We start from the raw sequence: 18,082 nt of genomic DNA, 5'->3' as shown, positions 1-18,082 counted from the left end.
CGCTATGCTGGATTCGGGTAACGTGGCGATGATCTCTGGCCGTGGTTCGCAGGACACGCGGGATGCCGCGTGGTCAGCCTTCGACCGTCTTCCGGTCGGGGTTTGCCTTGCCACGGCTTCGGGGCTTATCCGCTATGCCAACCCCGCGCTGCATGGCCTGCTCGGCTGCGAGCCGGACGGGCTGCCGGGGCTTGGCCTGAGCGATTTCCTTCTGGACGGCGATGGCCCGGATGGCAAGCCCCTCGGCACCGAGGCATCCGGCGGCTCCCGCACGGTCAGGCTTGCCGACGGCTCGCTCCGTTGGGCGATGGTGGCGGAATCCCCTTGGGAGACGCCCTTCGCCGCTGGGCGTGCCGACCGCCCCGCGGCGGAGGCGTTGCGCCTCTTGACGATTACCGATGCCGACGCCCTGCAGCGGCAGGCGGCTGCTTCGCAGGACGGCGGCCGGCGCGGCGAGATGCCGGTGGTCGACGCCCTGATGGCGGCGGCCCCGGTGCCGCTGTTCGTCAAGGACATCCGCGGCCAGTACATCGCGGTCAACGACGCCTTCGCGCGCTTCACCGGCATCGATCCGGCGGAGATGCTGCAGCGCACGACCTTCGCCCTGACATCTCCTGCCGCCGCCAAGGAACATGTCGGCCATGACCGCGCCGTGATGGAGCGGCACGGGAGCGTGCAGTACGATGCGCCGATCTGCACCGCTGACGGCGCGCTGCGCATGGTCAGCCTGACCAAGGCCGCCTTCCGCGACGGATCGGGCAAGGCCGTGGGCATCGTCGGCGCCATCCATGAACTGGCGGAGGCCCGACCGAACGAGGAGCGGCTGGAAGCGATCCTGGAGCAGAGCCCGGTCGGCGTCTCGGTCTCGCGCCGCGACGACGGCCGGATCATCTTCGTCAACACCCGCTTTTCCGAACTGATCGGCCTGCCGCGCGAAAGGCTGATCGGCAGCCGCGCCCGCGACTATTACCTGGACAGCCACCAGCGCCAGCGGGTGCTGGAACGGCTGCGCAGCGGCGGCGGCGTCACCAACATGGAGGTCCAGTTCAAGCGGGCCGACGGCTCGCCCTTCTGGACGCTGTTCACCGTCAATCAGGCGGTGATCCAGGGCGTTCCGGTGAATCTGGCCTGGATCTACGACTACACCGAACGCCGCAGCATGGAAGAGGCGCTGCGCGACATGGCGTCGCGCGATCCGCTGACCGGCATCTACAACCGCCGTTCCTTCATGGAGCTGGCGCGGTCCCAGCTGGCCCGCGCCCACCGGTTCCACGAACCGCTGTCGGTCTTCGTGCTGGACGTCGATCATTTCAAGAAGATCAACGACAGCTTCGGCCATGCCACCGGCGACGACGCGCTGCGCATGGTGGCCGCCGGCTGCCAGGCGATCCTGCGGGAATACGACATCCTCGGCCGGCTGGGCGGGGAGGAATTCGTCGTGGTGCTGCCGGGCGCCACCGCCGACGAAAGCCGCGTGGTGGCCGAACGGGTGCGCCGGCATCTGGCCCGCATGCCGATCGAGGCGCCGGACGGGACCTTCCGCCTGACCGCCAGCATCGGCATCGCCGGGCTGGACGGGGCGACCGATACGCTGGAGCGCGCCATTCACCGCGCCGACCTCGCGCTCTACCGTGCCAAGCATATGGGCCGCAACCGTGTGGCGGTGTTCGAGCCGGGAATGTAAGCCGGCAGTTGGTGGAAGACCTCCGCTCTGCTAGCCTGATCGCCGCCACTGCCTCAGGTGCAGGCGGGCAGGCGGGCAGGCGGGTGGCGGTGGATCGGCGGGGTGGAACGGGGCATGGACTACGCGGTGCGTGACAGCGGCGGCGTGCGGGAACTGGAGCTGCGTGGGCAGTTGACTTTCGAGGCCGATGCCGGTTTCCGGCAGATCCTGGAGGCGTGGGAGAAAAGCGGCGTACGGGAGTGCGTCCTGAACCTCGCCGCGGTCGATTTCATCGATTCCGCCGGGCTGGGGCTGCTGGTTCTGGCGAACAACGCGGCCAGACGGACGGACGTGCTTCTTCGCCTGAAGCACCCGCGCGGACAGGTGCGCGAGATGATCGAGATTTCGGAGTTCCACACCATCATCCCCTGCGAGTTCTGACCGGTGAGCGGCGGCTCGCGTGTGGTGATCGGCCATCCGCGCCCGGCGGCGGCCGGCCCCTTGCGTGGGGTGGTCGAAGGGCTGGGCGCCCGCGACGTCGCCGTGGTCGACGGTGACGGGTTGCTGGCCGCCGTGGAGGAGCCGCCGCATCTGCTCGTGCTGCATGCCGGCCTGCCTGGCTTCGGGCCTGAGATGCTGAGCGCTCTCAGGGCCGGGGCGATGCTGCGCGAGCTGCCGATCCTGGTGCTTGGCCGCTTTGCCGGCGCCCGGCAGCGTGCGGCGTTGATGGCGGCGGGTGCCACCGACCTGCTGGCCCGCCCGCTGACCCTGCCGGAACTGGCGGCCCGCCTGTCGCTGCATCTGGAGAACCGCAAGCTCACCCAATCCCTGCAGGAGATGATCGACAGCCTGCACGCCTATCATGGCGGCGCCATGCAGCGGATGGCGTTGGCGCGGGAGATGCAGTTGGGGCTGCTGCCCGACCGCGCTCTTTGCCAGGGGCTGGAACGGAGCCACGGCATCGAGCTGGACAGCCATTTCGAATCGAGTTCGGAGCTCGGCGGCGACCTGTGGGGCGTCCATCCGCTCGACGAACGGCGCTTCGCGCTGTTCCTGTACGACTTCACCGGGCATGGGGTGGCGGCGGCGCTGAACACCTTCAGACTGCATGCGCTGCTCGCCCGCACCGACCTGCCGGCCGACGACCCGGCCGGGACGCTGGCAGCGCTGAACCGCCTGCTGATCGGGCTTCTACCGGAAACCCAGTTCGCTGCGATGGTCTATGCGGTGGTCGACACGGCGGCCGACACGCTGACCTATGCCACCGCCGGCGCGCCGAAGCCGCTGATCGGCCGACCGGACGGATCGCTGGAGATCGGGCCGAGCTGCGGCGTGCCGCTGGGCGTGGCGGCGGGAGCCGCCTACCGCAACCACCGGCTTGAGTTTCCGGCCGGCTCGTTCCTGGTCCTGTTCAGCGATGCCCTCGTCGAGGCGCGCGGCCGGGACGGCCGGCTGGTCGGCCATGGCGGCGTCGCCGATCTGGTGCGCGGCCTGCCGGGCCTGTGCGGGAGCGGCGCGGAGGAGAACAGCATGGAGGATGGAATGGTGGAGGAGGGCGCCCGGCCGCTGGCCCGCCTGCTCGACCGCTATTTCACGACGATGCCGCGGCCCTTGGCCGACGACCTGACGGTGCTGTGGCTCAGCCGGCCTTGGCGTCCTGATCCATGGCCTTGCCGTCCCGATCCAGATTGACGATGCCGACCACGCGGTTGCCGGTGCCGACATAGGTCAGCTGGTCAAACCCGACCATGCGGGCCAGCGCGATGCCGCGCCCATGGGTGGCGGTGGACTGGAAGGCGTCGACCGACAGGTAGCGCGTGAAATCGAAGCCGGGCCCCATGTCGGAGACGGTGAAGATGACGCGGCTGTCGCTGCGCTCCACATGCAGGGTGGCGTGTTTGTCGCGATGTTCGGCCGAGGCCAGCCGTGCCTCGATCTCGCGCGCCAGCAGGCCGTTGGCCTTCAGCCGGCCCTTCGCCTCGAACCCGATGCCGAGATTGCCGTGCTCCACCGCATTCACCAGGATTTCTGACAGGCCGAAGGTCAGGCTGTGCGTCGTGGCGGCGACCGATGACAGGGCGATGGCGAGATTCTGCGCCTCCTGCGGGGTGCGGAAGCGGAAGCGGGCGTCGCGCAGCAGCCCGATGGCGTCGGAGCGCGAGCGCAGATCGCCCTGCAGGCTCTTCAGCCGCCCGGTCGTCTCCTCGGCCGCGCGCACGATGGAGCGCAGCAGGGCTCCGTCATAGGGCTTGATCAGGTAATAGAACACGCCGGCGCGGATGGCCGCCGCGATCTCGGCGCTGCTGTCGGAGATGGTCTGCACGATGACCGGGATGCCGGCCAGATGCGGCACCTTCTTCATCCGCTCGTACAGCTCCAGCCCGTCGCCGTCGGAAAGCCGCCGGTCGAGCAGCACGACATGGATCGTCGACCCGGCGGAGTTCAGGATGTCCCAGGCTTCCGCCCTGGTTTCGGCTTCCAGCGTCCGATAGCCGATGCGGGCGAGATAGCCGGCAACGATGGCACGGGTCATTTCCTCGTCATCGACGACCAGTGCGGTGACGGCTTCGGCCATGGTCGGCATGAACTCCGGCGGATCGGGCTGGCGGATCAGGTTGCCAGATCGGGGCTGGCTGGCCCTGTCTTGAATATGCCGCAATTTATACAAAAACCGCCCTCGCTACAATCATCGGCGGCACGGCGTCGAAGGGCTGCGGCCTCCGTGCCCACGTCACCGGGCCGGCGCGTCGAGCGTGGCAGCCGCGTGGCGGGCGGCGGTCAGCTCCGCCGCGACGCGCTCCACCGCTTCCGCGGTCAGGGCGGCGCGGTCCTGGCGGCGGGCGGCGGCGACCAGATGATGGGCGGCGGCGGACAGACGGTCGAAGCCGACATTGGCGGCCGACCCCTTGAGGACATGGGCTTCGCGTTCGATGCCGGCGCAGTCGCCGCGCGCGATCGCGGCGCGCAGCCGGTCGAGATGCAGCGGGCTGTCGCCGAAGAAGGTCGCCAGCAAGAGGGCGAAACCGTCCTTGCCCAGCGCGTCGCGCACCTCTTCGATCTTTTCCGTGTTGAGTGTCGCCGGCTCCGGTTCTGCCGCCGGTGCCGGGCCCGGGGCGGCGGAAGCCGTGCCGGGGGAGGCGCCGGGGGATTCGGCAGGAGGGCGGGCGGGAGGGCCGGCGGGAACGACGAAACGGGCGATCGCGTCCAGCAGCTTGCGGGCGTTGACCGGCTTGGACAGGTAATCGTCCATACCGGCTTCCAGGCAGATGGCGGCGTCGCCTTGCATGGCGTTGGCCGTCAGCGCGACGATGGGAATGCGGGGCGCCGCGCCGGACAGCCGCCGGATGCGCCGCGTCGCCTCCAGCCCGTCCATCACCGGCATCTGCACATCCATCAGGATCAGGTCATAGGGGCGGGCGATGGCCGCCTCCACGGCCTCCTCGCCGTTCGACACCGCATCCGCGCTGTGTCCCGCCCGGCGCAGCAGGGCCAGGGTCAGCTGCTGATTGACCGGGTTGTCCTCCGCCACCAGAACGCGGGCGCGCGGCCCGGTCTCCGGCTCGGTGCGGGCGGCCGGCTTGTGCGGTACGGCAGGGGCCGACACCGGCAGGCCCGGGGGGCCCCTCTCGTCCGCGGATGCTCCCTGCGGTTCCAGCAGGCGGGCAAGGCACTGGCACAGGGTGCTGAAACGGATGGGTTTCGCCAGATGGGCGTCGACCGGCGCGGGATCCCGCTCCTGCCCCTCGAGCCGTTGGGAGGAGGCCAGCGCCAGCCTGATACCGGCCAGTGCCGGGGTGGCGCGGATGCGCCGCGCCACCTCCGGCCCGGTCAGGCCGGGCATGCGGTGGTCGAGGATCGCCGCGTCGAACGGGCGGCCGGCGCGTGCCGCGGCGATCAGCCGTTCCAGTGCCTGCTCCCCGTTCCCGGCGGTCGCGGTCTCGATGCCGAAGCCGTCGAGCTGCCGGGTCAGCAGCTCGCGGTTGACGGCGATGTCGTCGACCAGCAGCAGGCGCCGCCCGGCCCAGTCGCCGACCGGTGCCGGCTGGTGGGAGGTGCCGGTGCCGCGCCGCAGCGGGATCGACAGCCAGAAGATGCTGCCGGCGCCCGGCTGGCTTTCCACCCCGATGCGGCCGCCCATCAGCTCCGCCAGCCGCTTGCAGATCGCCAGCCCCAGCCCGGTGCCGCCATGGCGGCGGGCGGCCGAGGAATCGATCTGGGTGAACATGGCGAACAGCCGCGGGCGTTCCTCCTCCGGAATGCCGATGCCGGTGTCGCACACCTCGAAGCGGACGCGGACGGTGTCGGGCGGCTGGTCGGGATCGGGTGCCTCCTCGCCCAGCAGGATGGTGACGCTGCCGGCGTCGGTGAACTTCACGGCGTTGCCGGCGAGGTTCAGCAGGATCTGGCGCAGCCGGCCGGCATCGCCCAGCAGGCTGCCGCGCAGGGCCGGGGGGACGAAGCTGGCGAGATCCAGCCCCTTGGCCACGGCGCGCGGCGCCAGGATCTCGGCCACGCTCTCGACCATCGGCACCAGTTCGAACTCGCCGATCTCCAGATCCAGGCGGCCGGCGTCGATCTTCGAAAAGTCCAGGATGTCGTTGATGATGACCAACAGGGATTCGGCGGAATCGCGGATGGTCTCGGCATAGCCGCGCTGTTCCGCCGCCATCGGCGTGTCGAGCAGAAGCCCGGCCATGCCGATCACCCCGTTCATCGGCGTGCGGATCTCGTGACTCATGGTCGCGAGGAATTCCATCTTGATCCGCTGCCCGTCCTCCGCCCGGTCCTTCGCGTCGCGCAGCGTATGCTCGACGCGCTTGGACTCGGTCAGGTCGCGCAGGATGGCCGCATAGAGCGGACCGGCCGCCGTCTTCACCAGCGCGATCGAATAGGCGAGGGGGAATTCCTCCTCCTGTCCCGCATCCCCCGCCTGTCCGCATTCCTCAGGCAGCGGCCGGATCGCCAAGGTCTCGCCGCGGACGGCGACGTCCCTCGGGCGGCGGCCACGGGCGATGTCGTCCAGCGCGCGGACGGCGGCATCCCGCGTCGCCGGGGGCAGCAGGTCGACCACCGAACGGCCGGCCAGCCCGCCGGGCGGATGGCGGAACATGGCATGGGCGGCCGGGTTGGCGGCCTCGATCACCCCGTCGGGCCGGGCGGTCACGATCCCTTCGGCCGCGGTGGCGACGATGGCCGACAGGCGGGCGTTTGCCTCCTCCAACGCGTTGCCCTGCCGGCGCTGTGCCACCAGCGCGCGCGCCAGCAGGATGCCGAACAGGCCGAGCAGCAGGATCATTCCCGCCGACAGCAGCGTCGTCATCCACAGATTGCTCCGCCAGTCGGCAAGCACCCCGTCCTGCCGGACGCTGACCGTCAACACCAGCGGCCATACCGGTGTCGTGCGGTAGGCGACGATGCGCGTGCCGGTGGCGGCGCCGATGTCGGTGCCGGAATGGTGGAACACGCCATATTCGGCCAGCGGCAGATGCGACCGGAACAGTGGCGTCGCGGCGAAGGAACGGCCGATCGCCTCCCCGCCCTGCGGTTGGACGGTCATCAGCGTGCCGTCGTACCGGTAGAGCGCGATGCGCTCCCCGCCGCCTTCCGCGGCGTCGGCGGTCTGGACCGAGCGGTAGAGGCCCTGGAAATAATCGGGGTTGACCGTGGCGACCACCACCGCCTGCAGCGTGCCGTCGGCGTCGCGTACCGCGCGGCTCATCGGCAGCAGCCAGCGCCCCGACCGTTCGGTCCCGGCGGTGCGGTCGATCAGGCCGCGCCCGGGCTTGGGGTCGCCGATCACCAGCCCGGTGCCCGGGCCGCCAGCGGCCTGGAGACGGAAGACGTCCAACTCGCTCAGGTGGGTGCCGGGGGGATGCGTGCCCTCCGTGCTGGCGACGATGCGGCCGGTGCGGTCCAGCAGGGTCAGGCCGCGCAGGTGCGGCGACCGGCGCAGCCGGTCGGTCAGCAGGACCGCCGGGGCGGGCGCTGCCGCGCCGTGCACGGTCCCGCCGGGCGGCGCGCCGTCGCTGGTCCAGTCGGACTCGGACAGCGAGTCGGCGATGGCCTGCAGGGTCACATCCACCGACTGGACCGTCCGGGTGGTCGACACCTCCAGCGCCGCGGCAAGGCTGGCGAGGTTGGTTTCGGCGGCGTCCAGGGCGCCTTGGCGCGCGGCGCTCAACTGCAGTCCCTGGTTGACCAGCAGGGCGAAGACGGCAAGGAGGGCGAAGGCGATGACGCCGCCCCGATGCTGGAAGAGACCCTTCAGATCCGCTTTTGCTGGAGACGAGGACAGGGCGGCGTTCCGGACAGTCAGGTGTGGCGGACGGGGCGGCACGGGCGGAGGGCCGGTCCGCTGCGAAACCGCGGCCGTGTCGGCGTCGACGCTTGCGATAATAGCAGTTGCGGCCGGCCGGCGCCAAGCATCGGCTGCCGTTCGGCGCCGGTCGATGCTAAGATAGCGGGGCCTTGTGGTTGCCCTGCCGCCCGGGCTCAAAGAACAAGACCGGTGACGAAACGAGAGGTGTGACATGGAGACGCGGGTGTGCCGGACGATGGGTTTGGCAATTCTGTCCCTTCTTGCAGTCGGCACCGCCGGACCGGCCCTGGCGGACGAAGGGAGACTTCAGAAAATTACGGATCAGAAGCAACTTCGTGTCTGCTCCTGGCCTGATTACTACGCGATCTCGTTCCGGAACCCGCGCACCGGCGTGCTGGAGGGGCTGGACGCCGAACTGGCCCAATCCTTCGCCGACGATCTCGGTGTCCGCCTGTCGGTGGTCGAGAGCAGCTTTCCCCGCTTCATCGACGATCTGCTGGCGGATCGCTGCGACATCGGCATGTTCGCCATCGGCGCGACTCCGGCGCGGGCGCAGCGCGTGGCTTTCAGCCAGCCCTACCTGCGCAGTGGCATCTATGCCGTGACCACCCAGACCAACGATCTGATCAGGCGCTGGGAGGATCTGGACCGGTCCGGCAACGTCGTGGCGGTGCAGAAGGACACCTACATGGACGGCTACGCCCGCAGGGAGATGAAGGCGGCCCGCATCGTCGCCGTCACCCGCCCGCAGGAGCGGGAGGAGGAGGTGCAGGCCGGCCGCGCCGATGCCTTCCTGACCGATTATCCCTACGGGCAGCGCATGCTGGCCTTCCATCCCTGGGCGCGGCTGGTCGTGCCGGATGTCCCGGTGCAGCCCACCCCCTACGCCTATGCGGTGGCGCCCGGCGATGCCGCCTGGCTCGAGCGGGTCAACGCCTTCGTCGCCGCGATCAAGGCCGACGGGCGGTTGGAGAGCATCGCCGCCCGCTACAAGCTGACCCCCATCGTGGCGCGGGACTGAGGCGCGCGCCACGAATGCGGTTCCGGGAAAAATCCGGTGTAGGATCGGTCGCGCAGCCGGCATTCGGTCCGGCATTTTCCGGGGGAACCGTCGATGATCCTGATCGGACAGTATGATTCGCCCTTCGTGCGCCGCGTCGCCGTGGCGTTGCGGCTCTATGGCATGGCCTACGAGCACCGGCCCTGGTCGGTCTTCTCCGACGCGGCCGAGGTCGGCCGCTTCAACCCGCTGAAGCGGGTGCCGACCCTGGTGTTGGGAGAGGGCACAGACGGTGACGAGGCGCTGATCGAAAGCGGGGCCATCCTCGACCATCTCGACGAGGTCGCCGGACCGGACCGTGCGCTGATCCCCCGGCAGGGGCCGGAGCGCCGCCGGGCGCTGAAGCTCTGCGCGCTGGCGACCGGGCTGGCCGACAAGGCGGTCAGCCTGGTCTATGAGCGGGTTCTGCACCGGGAACGGTCGGAGCTGTGGGTGGAGCGCTGCACCGGCCAGATCGGCGCGGTGCTCGACGTGCTGGAGGCCGACCGCGCCGCGCAGCCCGGCCCCTGGTGGTTCGGCCCGCGCATCGGCCATGCCGACATCGCCGTCGCCTGCGCCCTGCGCTTCATCGGCGAGGCCCATGCCGGCGTCTTCGACGGCGAGCGCTGGCCCGCTCTCGCCGCCCATGCCGCCTCCTGCGAAGCCCTGCCGGAGTTCCAGGCGGTGGTGCAGCCCTTTTCGGTGAGCGCCTGAGGCTTCGCCTCTTTCCGCCGCCTTCGGCAGTGGCGGAAAGGGGCGGTGCGGTCTACCGCGCGGTGTGCCCGCTGATCTCGGCGTGCAGCGGCTTGGTGTCCTCGAACGTCTTCTGCTGTTCGGGGGTGGCCTCCTTCTGATGGGTCCGCTTCCATTCGGAATAGGGCATGCCGTAGACGGCGATGCGGGCATCCTCGTCGGACAGCTCGACGCCGCGCTCCCTGGCGGCGGCCGCGTACCATTTGGACAGGCAGTTGCGGCAGAAGCCGGCGAGGTTCATCAGGTCGATGTTCTGCACGTCCGTGCGCTTGCGCAGATGGTCGACCAGTCCGCGGAAGGCGGCGGCCTCGAGTTCGATGCGGGTCTGGCGGTCCAGTTCGGCCATGGGGTCTCTTCTCCTCCGGTATTCTTGTTCGGGTGCCGATCTAGAGATTGGGTGTCCGGTGCAGCGTGACCATCCGGCCATGGGGATGAAAATCGCGTGAGCCGCCACCGCCGGCGATGGTGCGCGCAACCGCCTCGCGGTCGACGGCGACGAAGCCGGCCAGCGATTCGATGCCATAGTCGAACAGGCGTGGGGTCAGCGGCGTGCCGGGGCCGATCATCGCCACCCGCGCGCCGGCCGAGACCCGCAGCAGGCGGGGCAGGGTGCGGTTGGCAAAGGCGGACGCCGTGACCGCCACCGCATCCGCCCCCGGCAGCAGCCAGTCGCAGGCCGCTTCCGGAAATTCGCCCTCCTGCGGGTTCATGTCGATCACCCGGGCCTGCGGCATCCGCCGGGCGATCTGGGGGAAGCCGCCGATCACCACCACCCGGCCATCCACCCCGGCGAACAGGTCGAGCCCGTTGCCCGGCGCGCCGGTCAGGTCCGGACGGTTGTAGTGGGCGTTGAGTGCCGCCGTTCCGACGGCGATCTCCAGCGCATCCCACGACTGCACCGCCATGGCTGCGAGATCGCGCAACGACCGTCCGGCCCAGCGTTGCGCATCCTCCACTCCGTCTGCTGCGGGCGGCGTCTGCCGTGCGGCAACGCCCAGGCCGGCATCGGTCTCCACCAGCACCCATTGGGCGCCGGTGACGATGCGCCGCACGCGGGCGTCGGCGACGCCCTGGACGAGGTCGTCATAGAGCCGCTGCGGTCCCCACCAGCGCCACAGCGACTCCGCGGTCGGCGACAGCAGGTCGCAGAAGCCGCCGGTGGCCGTCTGCCATTCGTTGAGATAGCGGCTGCCGACGCTGGTCAGCACCGGGATGCCCTCGGCGATGGCGGCCAGCATCTCGTCCGACAGGCCGTCGCCTTGCGATTCCAGCCCGGCGAACTTGTTGACGACCAGCAAATCGACCTTGGCCGCGACCGCCTGGCGGATCGCCTGGCTGGCCTCGGCCACGCCGGTCGGGTCGACGCGGCAGGATTGCGATTCCCGCCCCAGCCGCTGGGTGATGTCATAGGCGCGGCCGGTGGCGACGTCGACCAGCTCCATCAGCTCCGCGCAATCGTCGCCTGGCCCGCGGTTGCGCTGGACCAGCCCGCCGACGCGGAATCCGCGCCGCTTCAGCTCCGCCGTGAAGCCGTCCAGCAGCGTGTCGACCCCCTGCGAGCCCGGACCATGGATCACGGCGCCGGGACGCAGGGGCGGCGGAGAGGCGGGGGGCAACGGCATCGGCATGGACCTTTCGCGGGGAGGCGGGGGGAGAGGGAGGCGGGCGCCTCAGCCGCCCCGGCGGATCCGGTAGATGAAGACCGTCTTGTGGACATCGTCGGGCTGCGTCTCGTGCGACAGCAGCGCGTTGTCGGTCGTGTTGCAGAAATGCCTGAAATCGATGACAGAGGCCGGATCGGTCGCATGGACCACCAGCTCCTCCCCCGCCTCCATCCGGTCCAGCAGGGCCCGGGTGCGCAGGATGGGCAACGGGCAATGCAGCCCCTTCACGTCAAGCTCTCTCGCCGGCACCGCGCCCGCTCCACACTGGTTGAGGATGAAAACCACACTGGACGTATGACTGTAGCGGGTTCGCGCCCGCTTCTCCAGACCTGCGGCTTGGGCTCGGCTTGGGCCTGGGTGGGCTCGCCCGCGATCTTCCGGAATCCGTCCTGTTGTACGCCCCAACGGCAGGAATTCCGATGAAAGGATGGCAGTCATGGCGAAGCGGTTCGGCGGCAAGGTGGTGGTCATCACGGGCGCGTCCAGCGGCATCGGGCGGGCGACCGCTGTGGAGTTTGCCCGCCAGGGGGCGGCGGTGGTGCTGGCGGCACGGCGGATGGCCGCCCTGCACGAGGTGGCGGAGGAGTGCGTCGAGGCCGGCGGCCGGGCGATGGTGGTGCCGACCGACGTCACCGACCGGCGCGCCGTTCAGCATCTGGCCGACCGCGCGGTCGAGGCCTTCGGCGGCATCGACATCTGGGTGAACAATGCCGGCGTCATCGCCTTCGGCCGGTTCGAGGACATCCCCGACGACGTGTTCGAGCAGGTGGTGCGTACCGACTTCTTCGGCATGGTCCATGGCTGCCGCGCCGTGCTGCCCCATTTCCTCGACCGCGGCGAGGGGATCGTCATCAACACCGCCTCGATGGTGTCAAACATCGGCCAGCGCTATGCCACCCCCTACACCGCGGCGAAGTTCGCGATGCGCGGCTTCTCCGAATCGCTGCGGCAGGAGCTGGTGGACGAGCCCGGCATCCATGTCTGCATGGTGATGCCCGCCGCCATCGACACCCCGCTGTGGCAACATGCCGCCAATTACACCGGCCGGGCGGTGAAGCCGCTCAACCCGGTCCATCCGCCGGAGGAGGTCGCCGCCGCCATCCTGTCGCTGGCCCGCGATCCCCGGCGCGACCTGTTCGTCGGCGCCGAGGGCCGCCTCGCGGCGGTGGGCAACACCGTGGCGCCGCAGCTGACCGAACGGGCGCTGGCCCGTACCATCGAGCGGGACATGTTCCAGAACCGCTCGGCTCCCGCGACATCCGGTGGGGTGCTGACGGCGATGCCGGAGTATCAGGGCGCCAGCGGCGGCTGGATCGAACCGAAGCCGGAAAACCCCTTCTCCTGGACCAACCTGACCCTGTTCGTGCTGCCGGTCCTTCTCGCCAGCCGGCCGCTGGGCGGCGCCCGGATTCGTCATGCCCGCTGAGCGGCGAGGGGAAGCGGCTTGATCCGCCGGTCCGGAGCCGTTATACGCTCGCCCCTTTTCCGGTGCGGCGTGTGGTCGCGCCGGCCATCCGGGCAGGAGGCGGGACATGACGGCTTGCGGGCTCGATTTCGGCACATCGAACACGACGCTGGGCGTCCAGGATTCCGGCGGCTTCCGGCTGCTGGCGCTGGACGACGCGCGCACGACCCTGCCGACGGCGGTGTTCTTCGACTTCGAGCATGACCGGACGACCATCGGGCAGGCCGCCATCGACGGCTATGTGTCGGGGGTCGAGGGCCGGCTGATGCGCTCGATCAAGTCGATGCTCGGCACCGACCTGATCGATGCCGACACCGCGCTGCGCAAGGGCCGCATCAGCTTCCGCGCCGTCATCGGCACCTTCCTCGAACTGGTGAAGGCGCGGGCCGAGCAGTCCCTTCGGAGCGAACTGGGCGACGTGGTGGTCGGCCGTCCGGTCCATTTCGTCGACGGCGACCCGGCCGGCGACGCGGCGGCGGAAGAGGCGCTGGGCCTGATCGCCCGCACCGCCGGCTTCCGCAACGTCTCCTTCCAGTTCGAGCCGATCGCCGCGGCGCTCGACTACGAGCAGCAGGTGAATGCCGAGGAATTGGCGCTGATCGCCGACATCGGCGGCGGCACCTCGGACTTCTCGGTGGTGCGGATCGGGCCGGAGCGGCGCGGCCGGGCCGACCGGGCCGGCGACATCCTGGCGAACGACGGCATCCGCGTCGGCGGCACCGACTTCGACCGTGACCTCAGCCTCGCCACCGCCATGCCGGAGCTGGGGCTGGGCAGCGCGATGAAGCGCGCCGGGCTGCTGGCGCCCAGGAGCATCTATTTCGATCTGGCGACCTGGGCGAAGATCAATTTCCTCTATACCGCCAAGGCGATGGCCGAGCTGGAGCGCCTTCAGCGCGATTCGGCCGAGCCGGACAAGATCGAGCGATTGATCGGCGTGGTCGAGCACCGGCAGGGCCATGCGCTGGCCATGGCGGTGGAGCGCACCAAGATCGCGCTGTCCGACCGCGAGGCGGCGGAATTGGCGCTGGACTGGGGCGACGGCAAACTGGCGCTGCCGGTCGACCGCGCGGCGCTGAACCGTGCCACCGGTTCGCTGGCCGCCCGCATCGGCGTCCGCATCCGCGACTGCCTGGCCGATGCCGGGGTGACGGCCGACCGCATCGACGCGGTGTTCCTGACCGGCGGCTCGACCCTGCTGCCCCAGGTCCGCGCCGCCATCCTGGCCGAAGCGCCGGACGCCCGCGTGGTGGAAGGCAACATCTTCGGTTCCGTCGGCCTCGGCCTGACGGTGGAGGCACAGCGGCGCTACGGGTGAGGAGGCGGTCGCACCGCTGCCCCCTCCCTGACCCTCCCCCGCTGGGCGGGGGAGGGGACAAAGTACGTGTTCAAGAAGGCTACGGCAGTCCCTCCCCCGCCCAGCGGGGGAGGATAGGTGGGGGTTTAACCCTCCTCACTCCACCACGATGCGCGGCGCGGCGCGGCCGGTCGGGCCGCCGCCGATCTTCTCCCACAGGCGGGTGGCGATGCGGCGGTAGGACTGGGCGTATTCCGACTCTGGCTGGGACACCACGATGGGCTGGCCCTGATCGGAGGTCTCGCGGATCGACAGGTGCAGCGGGATCTCGCCCAGGAACTCCATGCCGAGATCGTCGGCCTCCTTGCGGGCGCCGCCGTGGCTGAAGATTTCGGTGCGGTGGCCGCAGTTCGGGCAGCAGAAATAGCTCATGTTCTCGATGATGCCCAGCACCGGGACATCGACGCGGCGGAACATGTTCAGCCCCTTGCGGGCGTCCAGCAGCGCGATGTCCTGCGGGGTGGAGACGATCACCGCGCCGGCCAGCGGCACCTGCTGCGCCATTGTCAGCTGGGCGTCGCCGGTGCCCGGCGGCATGTCGACCACCAGCACGTCGAGCGTGCCCCAGTTGACGTCGCGCAGCATCTGCTGGAGCGCGCTCATCACCATCGGCCCGCGCCAGATCATCGGCGTGTCCTCGGCGACCAGGAAGCCCATCGACATCACCTTGATGCCGTAATTCTCCATCGGCTCCAGGCGCTTGCCGTCGGGGCTGTTCGGCCGGCCGGAGATGCCCATCATGCGCGGCATCGAGGGGCCGTAGATGTCGGCGTCGAGCAGCCCGACCCTCAGTCCGTTCGCGGCCAGGGCCAATGCGAGGTTGGCCGACGTGGTCGATTTGCCGACGCCGCCCTTGCCGGACGCGACCGCGACGATCGCCTTGACGCCGGGAACCAGCGGCTTCTGCGGGTCTTCCTTCGGCGCTCCATGCGAATGGCCGTGGGAGTGCCCATGCGAATGCCCGTGGCCCTGCTGTGCCGCGGCCTGCGGGGCGGCGCGGTGGGCGGTCAGCACCGCGGTGACCGACAGCACGCCCGGCAGGGCGTCGACCGCTTTTTCGGCGGCATGGCGCAGCGGTTCGGCCTGGGCGCCGCGTTTCGGATCGACTTCGATGGAAAAGGCGACATGCCCGTCGCGCACCACGAGGCCCGACAACATGCCCAAGCTGACGATGTCGCCGCCCCGGTCCGGGTCGACGACGGTCTTCAGCGCCTGCATGACTTGAGCTTCGCCAATCTGCGCCATGGTTGAAAACTCCGCTGTATTCCCGATATTGGCGGATATCCGTTGGTGGAATCCTTACCGGAGGGTATGGGGGACTATAGGACCGACGGATGAGATCGGTAAAGGGATGCGCTGGGCTAAGCCCTTGCGCTTCCATATGATGGGACGAATCGCAGAAAGGGGACGGAGTCGGATGCCGTGGAACAATCAAGGCGGGGGTGGCGGTGGCGGCCCCTGGGGGCCTCCGCCGGGCAACAACGGCCCGGGCAACCCGTGGGGGCGTCCCCAGGGCGGGGGAAATGGCGGCGGTGGCGGCGGCCCGCAGCCTCCCGACCTTGAGGATCTCCTGCGGCGCAGCCAGGACCGGCTGCGGCGCGCCATGCCAGGCGGCTTCGGCAGCGGGCGGGGCGCGGCGCTGGTCGTGGGCGTGCTCGGCCTGATCTGGCTCGCCAGCGGCATCTACCGCGTCGAGGCGGACGAGCAGGGCGTGGTCATGCGCTTTGGCGAATGGACGCGCACCGAACAGCCCGGCCTGCGTTACCGCCTGCCGTCGCCGATCGAAACGGTGCTGCTGCCCAAGGTCACCCGGGTGAACCGGATCGAGGTCGGCTACCGCTCGTCGGTGGGCGGCGGCCGCAACGACCGCGACGTGCCCGACGAATCGCTGATGCTGACCGGCGACGAGAACATCGTCGACATCGACTTCACGGTGTTCTGGGTCATCAAGGACGCCGGGAACTTCCTGTTCAAGATCCGCGAGCCGGAAGTGACGGTGAAGAAGGCGGCCGAAAGCGCGATGCGCGAGGTCATCGGCCGCACCGACCTGCAGCCGGCCCTGACCGAGGCCCGCCAGCAGATCGAGACCTCGACCCGCCAGCTGCTCCAGACCATGCTGGACGAGTATCAGGCGGGCATCGAGATCACCCAGGTCCAGCTGCAGAAGGCCGACCCGCCGCAGCCGGTCATCGACGCCTTCAACGACGTGCAGCGTGCCCGCGCCGACCGCGAGCGCGCCCGCAACGAGGCGGAAGCCTACCGCAACGACATCATCCCGCGGGCACGCGGCGAGGCGGAGCGGCTGGTGCAGGAGGCTTCGGCCTACCGCGAGCAGGTGGTCAGCCTGGCGCAGGGCGATGCCGAGCGTTTCCGCAAGGTGTACGAGGCCTATGCCCTGTCCAAGGACGTCACCGCCAAGCGCATGTACCTGGAGACGATGGAGGAGATCTTCCGCGGCCGGAACAAGATCATCGTGGACGGGGCGGCGCAGAACGTCGTGCCGTACCTGCCGCTGAACCAGCTGGCCCCGAACGCCGCCCCGGCTCCGCAGCAGGCGCCGCGCCAGGCCCCGCCGGCCAACCCGGGTGGCAACCAGGGAGGGGCGCGGCCGGGCACGCAGACGCAGCCGCTGTCGGCCCTGCCGCAAAACCCGTCCCTGTCCGGCCAGTGAGGAGGATCGCATCATGAACCGCACCCTCGCCGCCGCCGGCGTCGCCATCGTGGCCCTGGGCGTCATCGCGTCCTCCGCCCTCTTCACCGTCAACGAGGCCCAGCAGGCCCTGGTCCTCCAGTTCGGCGAACCGCGCCGGGTCATCCAGGACCCCGGCCTCAAGGCCAAGATCCCCTTCATCCAGGAGGTCCGGATCCTCGACCGCCGCGTGCTCGACCTCGATCCGCCGGTCGAGCAGGTCATCCTGGCCGACCAGAAACGCCTGGACGTCGACGCCTTCGCCCGTTACCGCATCCACGACCCGCTGCGCTTCTACCAGACCGCCGGGAGCGAGGCGGTGGCCGAGACGCGACTGAACTCCATCGTCAACTCCGCGCTCCGCCGCGTGCTCGGCAACGTCACGGTGCTGGCCGTCCTGTCGGACGAACGCGCCCGCATCATGACCGACATCAAGGGGCAGGTGAACGACGAGGCCAAGCGCTTCGGCATCGAGATCGTCGACGTCCGCATCCGCCGCGCCGACCTGCCGGAGGAGACCAGCCAGTCGATCTTCGCCCGCATGCGGTCGGAGCGCGAACGCGAGGCGTCCGAGGCCCGCGCCCAGGGTCAGGAACAGTCGCAGCAGATCAAGTCGCGCGCCGAACGCGAACGCACGGTCATCATCGCCGAGGCCCAGCGCGACGCGCAGATCCTGCGCGGCGAAGGCGACAACACCGCGATCAAGCTGATCGCCGAGGCGACCTCGCAGGACCCCGCCTTCTACGGCTTCTACCGGTCGTTGGAGGCCTACCGAAAGTCGCTGAACGGCAACGACACCACCATGGTGCTGTCGCCGACCAGCGAGTTCTTCCGCTACTTCAGCGGGGCCGGTGTCCAGTCGGATCCGCAGGCGGCGGCCCAGCCGCCGGCAGCGCCGATGCCGCCGGCAGCCGCCCCGGCGCAGTAAGGGCCGGAGACGGCAGGAGCATGAACGGCCGGGTCGGTTTTCCTCTCGATCCGGCCGTTCTATTTGAATGCCAACGGATCGTGACTGCGGAAACCGGAGTTCGGCGAACACCGGGGCAGGGCGGAAATTCGCCGGCTTGAGATTTCCACTGGTCCCGACTGGACCGGCACGCCATCTTGCGGCCATACTCTTGGCCCAACACATA

The 18,082-nt window shown here is 69.9% G+C and carries 15 protein-coding genes; 9 read left to right on the top strand and 6 right to left on the bottom strand.

Annotated elements, in window-relative coordinates; translation table 11 throughout:
• Positions 1 to 4: 4 nt before the first annotated feature.
• From AL072_RS13015 to AL072_RS13005, 3 genes are all read left to right on the top strand, one after another.
• A complete protein-coding gene (locus AL072_RS13015) occupies positions 5 to 1,684 on the top strand; it encodes a diguanylate cyclase (RefSeq protein WP_045582203.1) in 1,680 nt (559 codons plus the stop codon).
• A 114-nt stretch (positions 1,685 to 1,798) separates the two neighbouring features.
• The gene (locus AL072_RS13010) at positions 1,799 to 2,104 is read left to right on the top strand and encodes an STAS domain-containing protein (RefSeq protein ID WP_045582204.1); all 306 of its coding nucleotides are present in this window, start codon (positions 1,799 to 1,801) and stop codon (positions 2,102 to 2,104) included.
• Positions 2,105 to 2,107: 3 nt separating this feature from the next.
• A complete protein-coding gene (locus AL072_RS13005) occupies positions 2,108 to 3,355 on the top strand; it encodes a PP2C family protein-serine/threonine phosphatase (RefSeq protein WP_052710013.1) in 1,248 nt (415 codons plus the stop codon).
• Here the strand turns inward: AL072_RS13005 and AL072_RS13000 are convergent.
• Both AL072_RS13000 and AL072_RS12995 read right to left on the bottom strand, forming a co-directional pair.
• Positions 3,303 to 4,238, bottom strand: coding sequence for a response regulator (locus AL072_RS13000; protein ID WP_045582690.1), 936 nt, complete (start codon positions 4,236 to 4,238; stop codon positions 3,303 to 3,305). The two genes, AL072_RS13005 and AL072_RS13000, sit on opposite strands and share 53 nt — an antisense overlap.
• 156 nt (positions 4,239 to 4,394) lie before the next feature.
• Positions 4,395 to 8,000: a response regulator gene (locus AL072_RS12995; RefSeq protein WP_245636682.1), complete on the bottom strand. Its 3,606-nt coding sequence runs from the start codon at positions 7,998 to 8,000 to the stop codon at positions 4,395 to 4,397.
• Between the two features lie 217 nt (positions 8,001 to 8,217).
• On the opposite strand from AL072_RS12995, the gene AL072_RS12990 reads away from it, so the two are divergent.
• Together AL072_RS12990 and AL072_RS12985 are read left to right on the top strand one after the other, a co-directional pair.
• The gene (locus AL072_RS12990) at positions 8,218 to 9,003 is read left to right on the top strand and encodes an ABC transporter substrate-binding protein (protein ID WP_045582692.1); all 786 of its coding nucleotides are present in this window, start codon (positions 8,218 to 8,220) and stop codon (positions 9,001 to 9,003) included.
• Between the two features lie 93 nt (positions 9,004 to 9,096).
• Positions 9,097 to 9,735: a glutathione S-transferase family protein gene (locus tag AL072_RS12985; protein ID WP_045582205.1), complete on the top strand. Its 639-nt coding sequence runs from the start codon at positions 9,097 to 9,099 to the stop codon at positions 9,733 to 9,735.
• 52 nt (positions 9,736 to 9,787) lie between these two features.
• Here AL072_RS12985 and AL072_RS12980 read toward each other — a convergent pair whose 3' ends face one another.
• Genes AL072_RS12980 through AL072_RS12970 form a run of 3 tightly spaced genes read right to left on the bottom strand, consistent with a single transcriptional unit; the run spans position 9,788 to position 11,687 of the window.
• Positions 9,788 to 10,120 carry a DUF1244 domain-containing protein gene (locus AL072_RS12980; protein ID WP_045582206.1) on the bottom strand — a complete coding sequence of 111 codons (333 nt, stop codon included), beginning with the start codon at positions 10,118 to 10,120 and terminating at the stop codon, positions 9,788 to 9,790.
• Positions 10,121 to 10,160: 40 nt separating this feature from the next.
• The gene (locus AL072_RS12975; protein ID WP_045582693.1) at positions 10,161 to 11,396 is read right to left on the bottom strand and encodes a DUF2478 domain-containing protein; all 1,236 of its coding nucleotides are present in this window, start codon (positions 11,394 to 11,396) and stop codon (positions 10,161 to 10,163) included.
• A 48-nt stretch (positions 11,397 to 11,444) separates the two neighbouring features.
• Positions 11,445 to 11,687, bottom strand: coding sequence for a sulfurtransferase TusA family protein (locus tag AL072_RS12970; RefSeq protein ID WP_082108943.1), 243 nt, complete (start codon positions 11,685 to 11,687; stop codon positions 11,445 to 11,447).
• A 187-nt stretch (positions 11,688 to 11,874) separates the two neighbouring features.
• Here AL072_RS12970 and AL072_RS12965 point away from each other — a divergent pair, with 187 nt between their 5' ends.
• Positions 11,875 to 12,864 (top strand): SDR family oxidoreductase, encoded by a 990-nt coding sequence (locus tag AL072_RS12965; RefSeq protein WP_045582207.1) that lies wholly within the window; start codon positions 11,875 to 11,877, stop codon positions 12,862 to 12,864.
• Positions 12,865 to 12,970: 106 nt separating this feature from the next.
• Positions 12,971 to 14,221, top strand: coding sequence for an Hsp70 family protein (locus AL072_RS12960; RefSeq protein WP_045582208.1), 1,251 nt, complete (start codon positions 12,971 to 12,973; stop codon positions 14,219 to 14,221).
• Between the two features lie 135 nt (positions 14,222 to 14,356).
• Here the strand turns inward: AL072_RS12960 and apbC are convergent, their stop codons facing one another.
• Positions 14,357 to 15,505 (bottom strand): iron-sulfur cluster carrier protein ApbC, encoded by a 1,149-nt coding sequence (gene apbC, locus AL072_RS12955; RefSeq protein WP_045582209.1) that lies wholly within the window; start codon positions 15,503 to 15,505, stop codon positions 14,357 to 14,359.
• A 172-nt stretch (positions 15,506 to 15,677) separates the two neighbouring features.
• Here apbC and hflK point away from each other — a divergent pair, with 172 nt between their 5' ends.
• Together hflK and hflC are read left to right on the top strand one after the other, a co-directional pair.
• Positions 15,678 to 16,931 (top strand): FtsH protease activity modulator HflK, encoded by a 1,254-nt coding sequence (gene hflK, locus AL072_RS12950; RefSeq protein WP_045582210.1) that lies wholly within the window; start codon positions 15,678 to 15,680, stop codon positions 16,929 to 16,931.
• A gap of 13 nt (positions 16,932 to 16,944) precedes the next feature.
• Positions 16,945 to 17,877 carry a protease modulator HflC gene (gene hflC / locus AL072_RS12945; RefSeq protein WP_045582211.1) on the top strand — a complete coding sequence of 311 codons (933 nt, stop codon included), beginning with the start codon at positions 16,945 to 16,947 and terminating at the stop codon, positions 17,875 to 17,877.
• Positions 17,878 to 18,082 lie beyond the last annotated feature (205 nt).

It is taken from the genome of Azospirillum thiophilum (genome assembly GCF_001305595.1).
GTDB classification, from domain to species: Bacteria; Pseudomonadota; Alphaproteobacteria; order Azospirillales; family Azospirillaceae; genus Azospirillum; species Azospirillum thiophilum.
This window is presented reverse-complemented; position numbering and strand designations above follow the sequence as displayed.

Coding starts and splice junctions, on each gene's coding strand:
- AL072_RS12960 (WP_045582208.1), top strand. CDS start 12,971: ATGACGGCTTGCGGGCTCGATTTCGGCACATCGAACACGACGCTGGGC.
- AL072_RS13000 (WP_045582690.1), bottom strand. CDS start 4,238: ATGGCCGAAGCCGTCACCGCACTGGTCGTCGATGACGAGGAAATGACC.
- AL072_RS13015 (WP_045582203.1), top strand. CDS start 5: ATGCTGGATTCGGGTAACGTGGCGATGATCTCTGGCCGTGGTTCGCAG.
- AL072_RS13010 (WP_045582204.1), top strand. CDS start 1,799: ATGGACTACGCGGTGCGTGACAGCGGCGGCGTGCGGGAACTGGAGCTG.
- apbC (WP_045582209.1), bottom strand. CDS start 15,505: ATGGCGCAGATTGGCGAAGCTCAAGTCATGCAGGCGCTGAAGACCGTC.
- hflC (WP_045582211.1), top strand. CDS start 16,945: ATGAACCGCACCCTCGCCGCCGCCGGCGTCGCCATCGTGGCCCTGGGC.
- AL072_RS12965 (WP_045582207.1), top strand. CDS start 11,875: ATGGCGAAGCGGTTCGGCGGCAAGGTGGTGGTCATCACGGGCGCGTCC.
- AL072_RS12985 (WP_045582205.1), top strand. CDS start 9,097: ATGATCCTGATCGGACAGTATGATTCGCCCTTCGTGCGCCGCGTCGCC.
- AL072_RS12990 (WP_045582692.1), top strand. CDS start 8,218: ATGGGTTTGGCAATTCTGTCCCTTCTTGCAGTCGGCACCGCCGGACCG.
- AL072_RS12975 (WP_045582693.1), bottom strand. CDS start 11,396: ATGCCGTTGCCCCCCGCCTCTCCGCCGCCCCTGCGTCCCGGCGCCGTG.
- hflK (WP_045582210.1), top strand. CDS start 15,678: ATGCCGTGGAACAATCAAGGCGGGGGTGGCGGTGGCGGCCCCTGGGGG.
- AL072_RS12980 (WP_045582206.1), bottom strand. CDS start 10,120: ATGGCCGAACTGGACCGCCAGACCCGCATCGAACTCGAGGCCGCCGCC.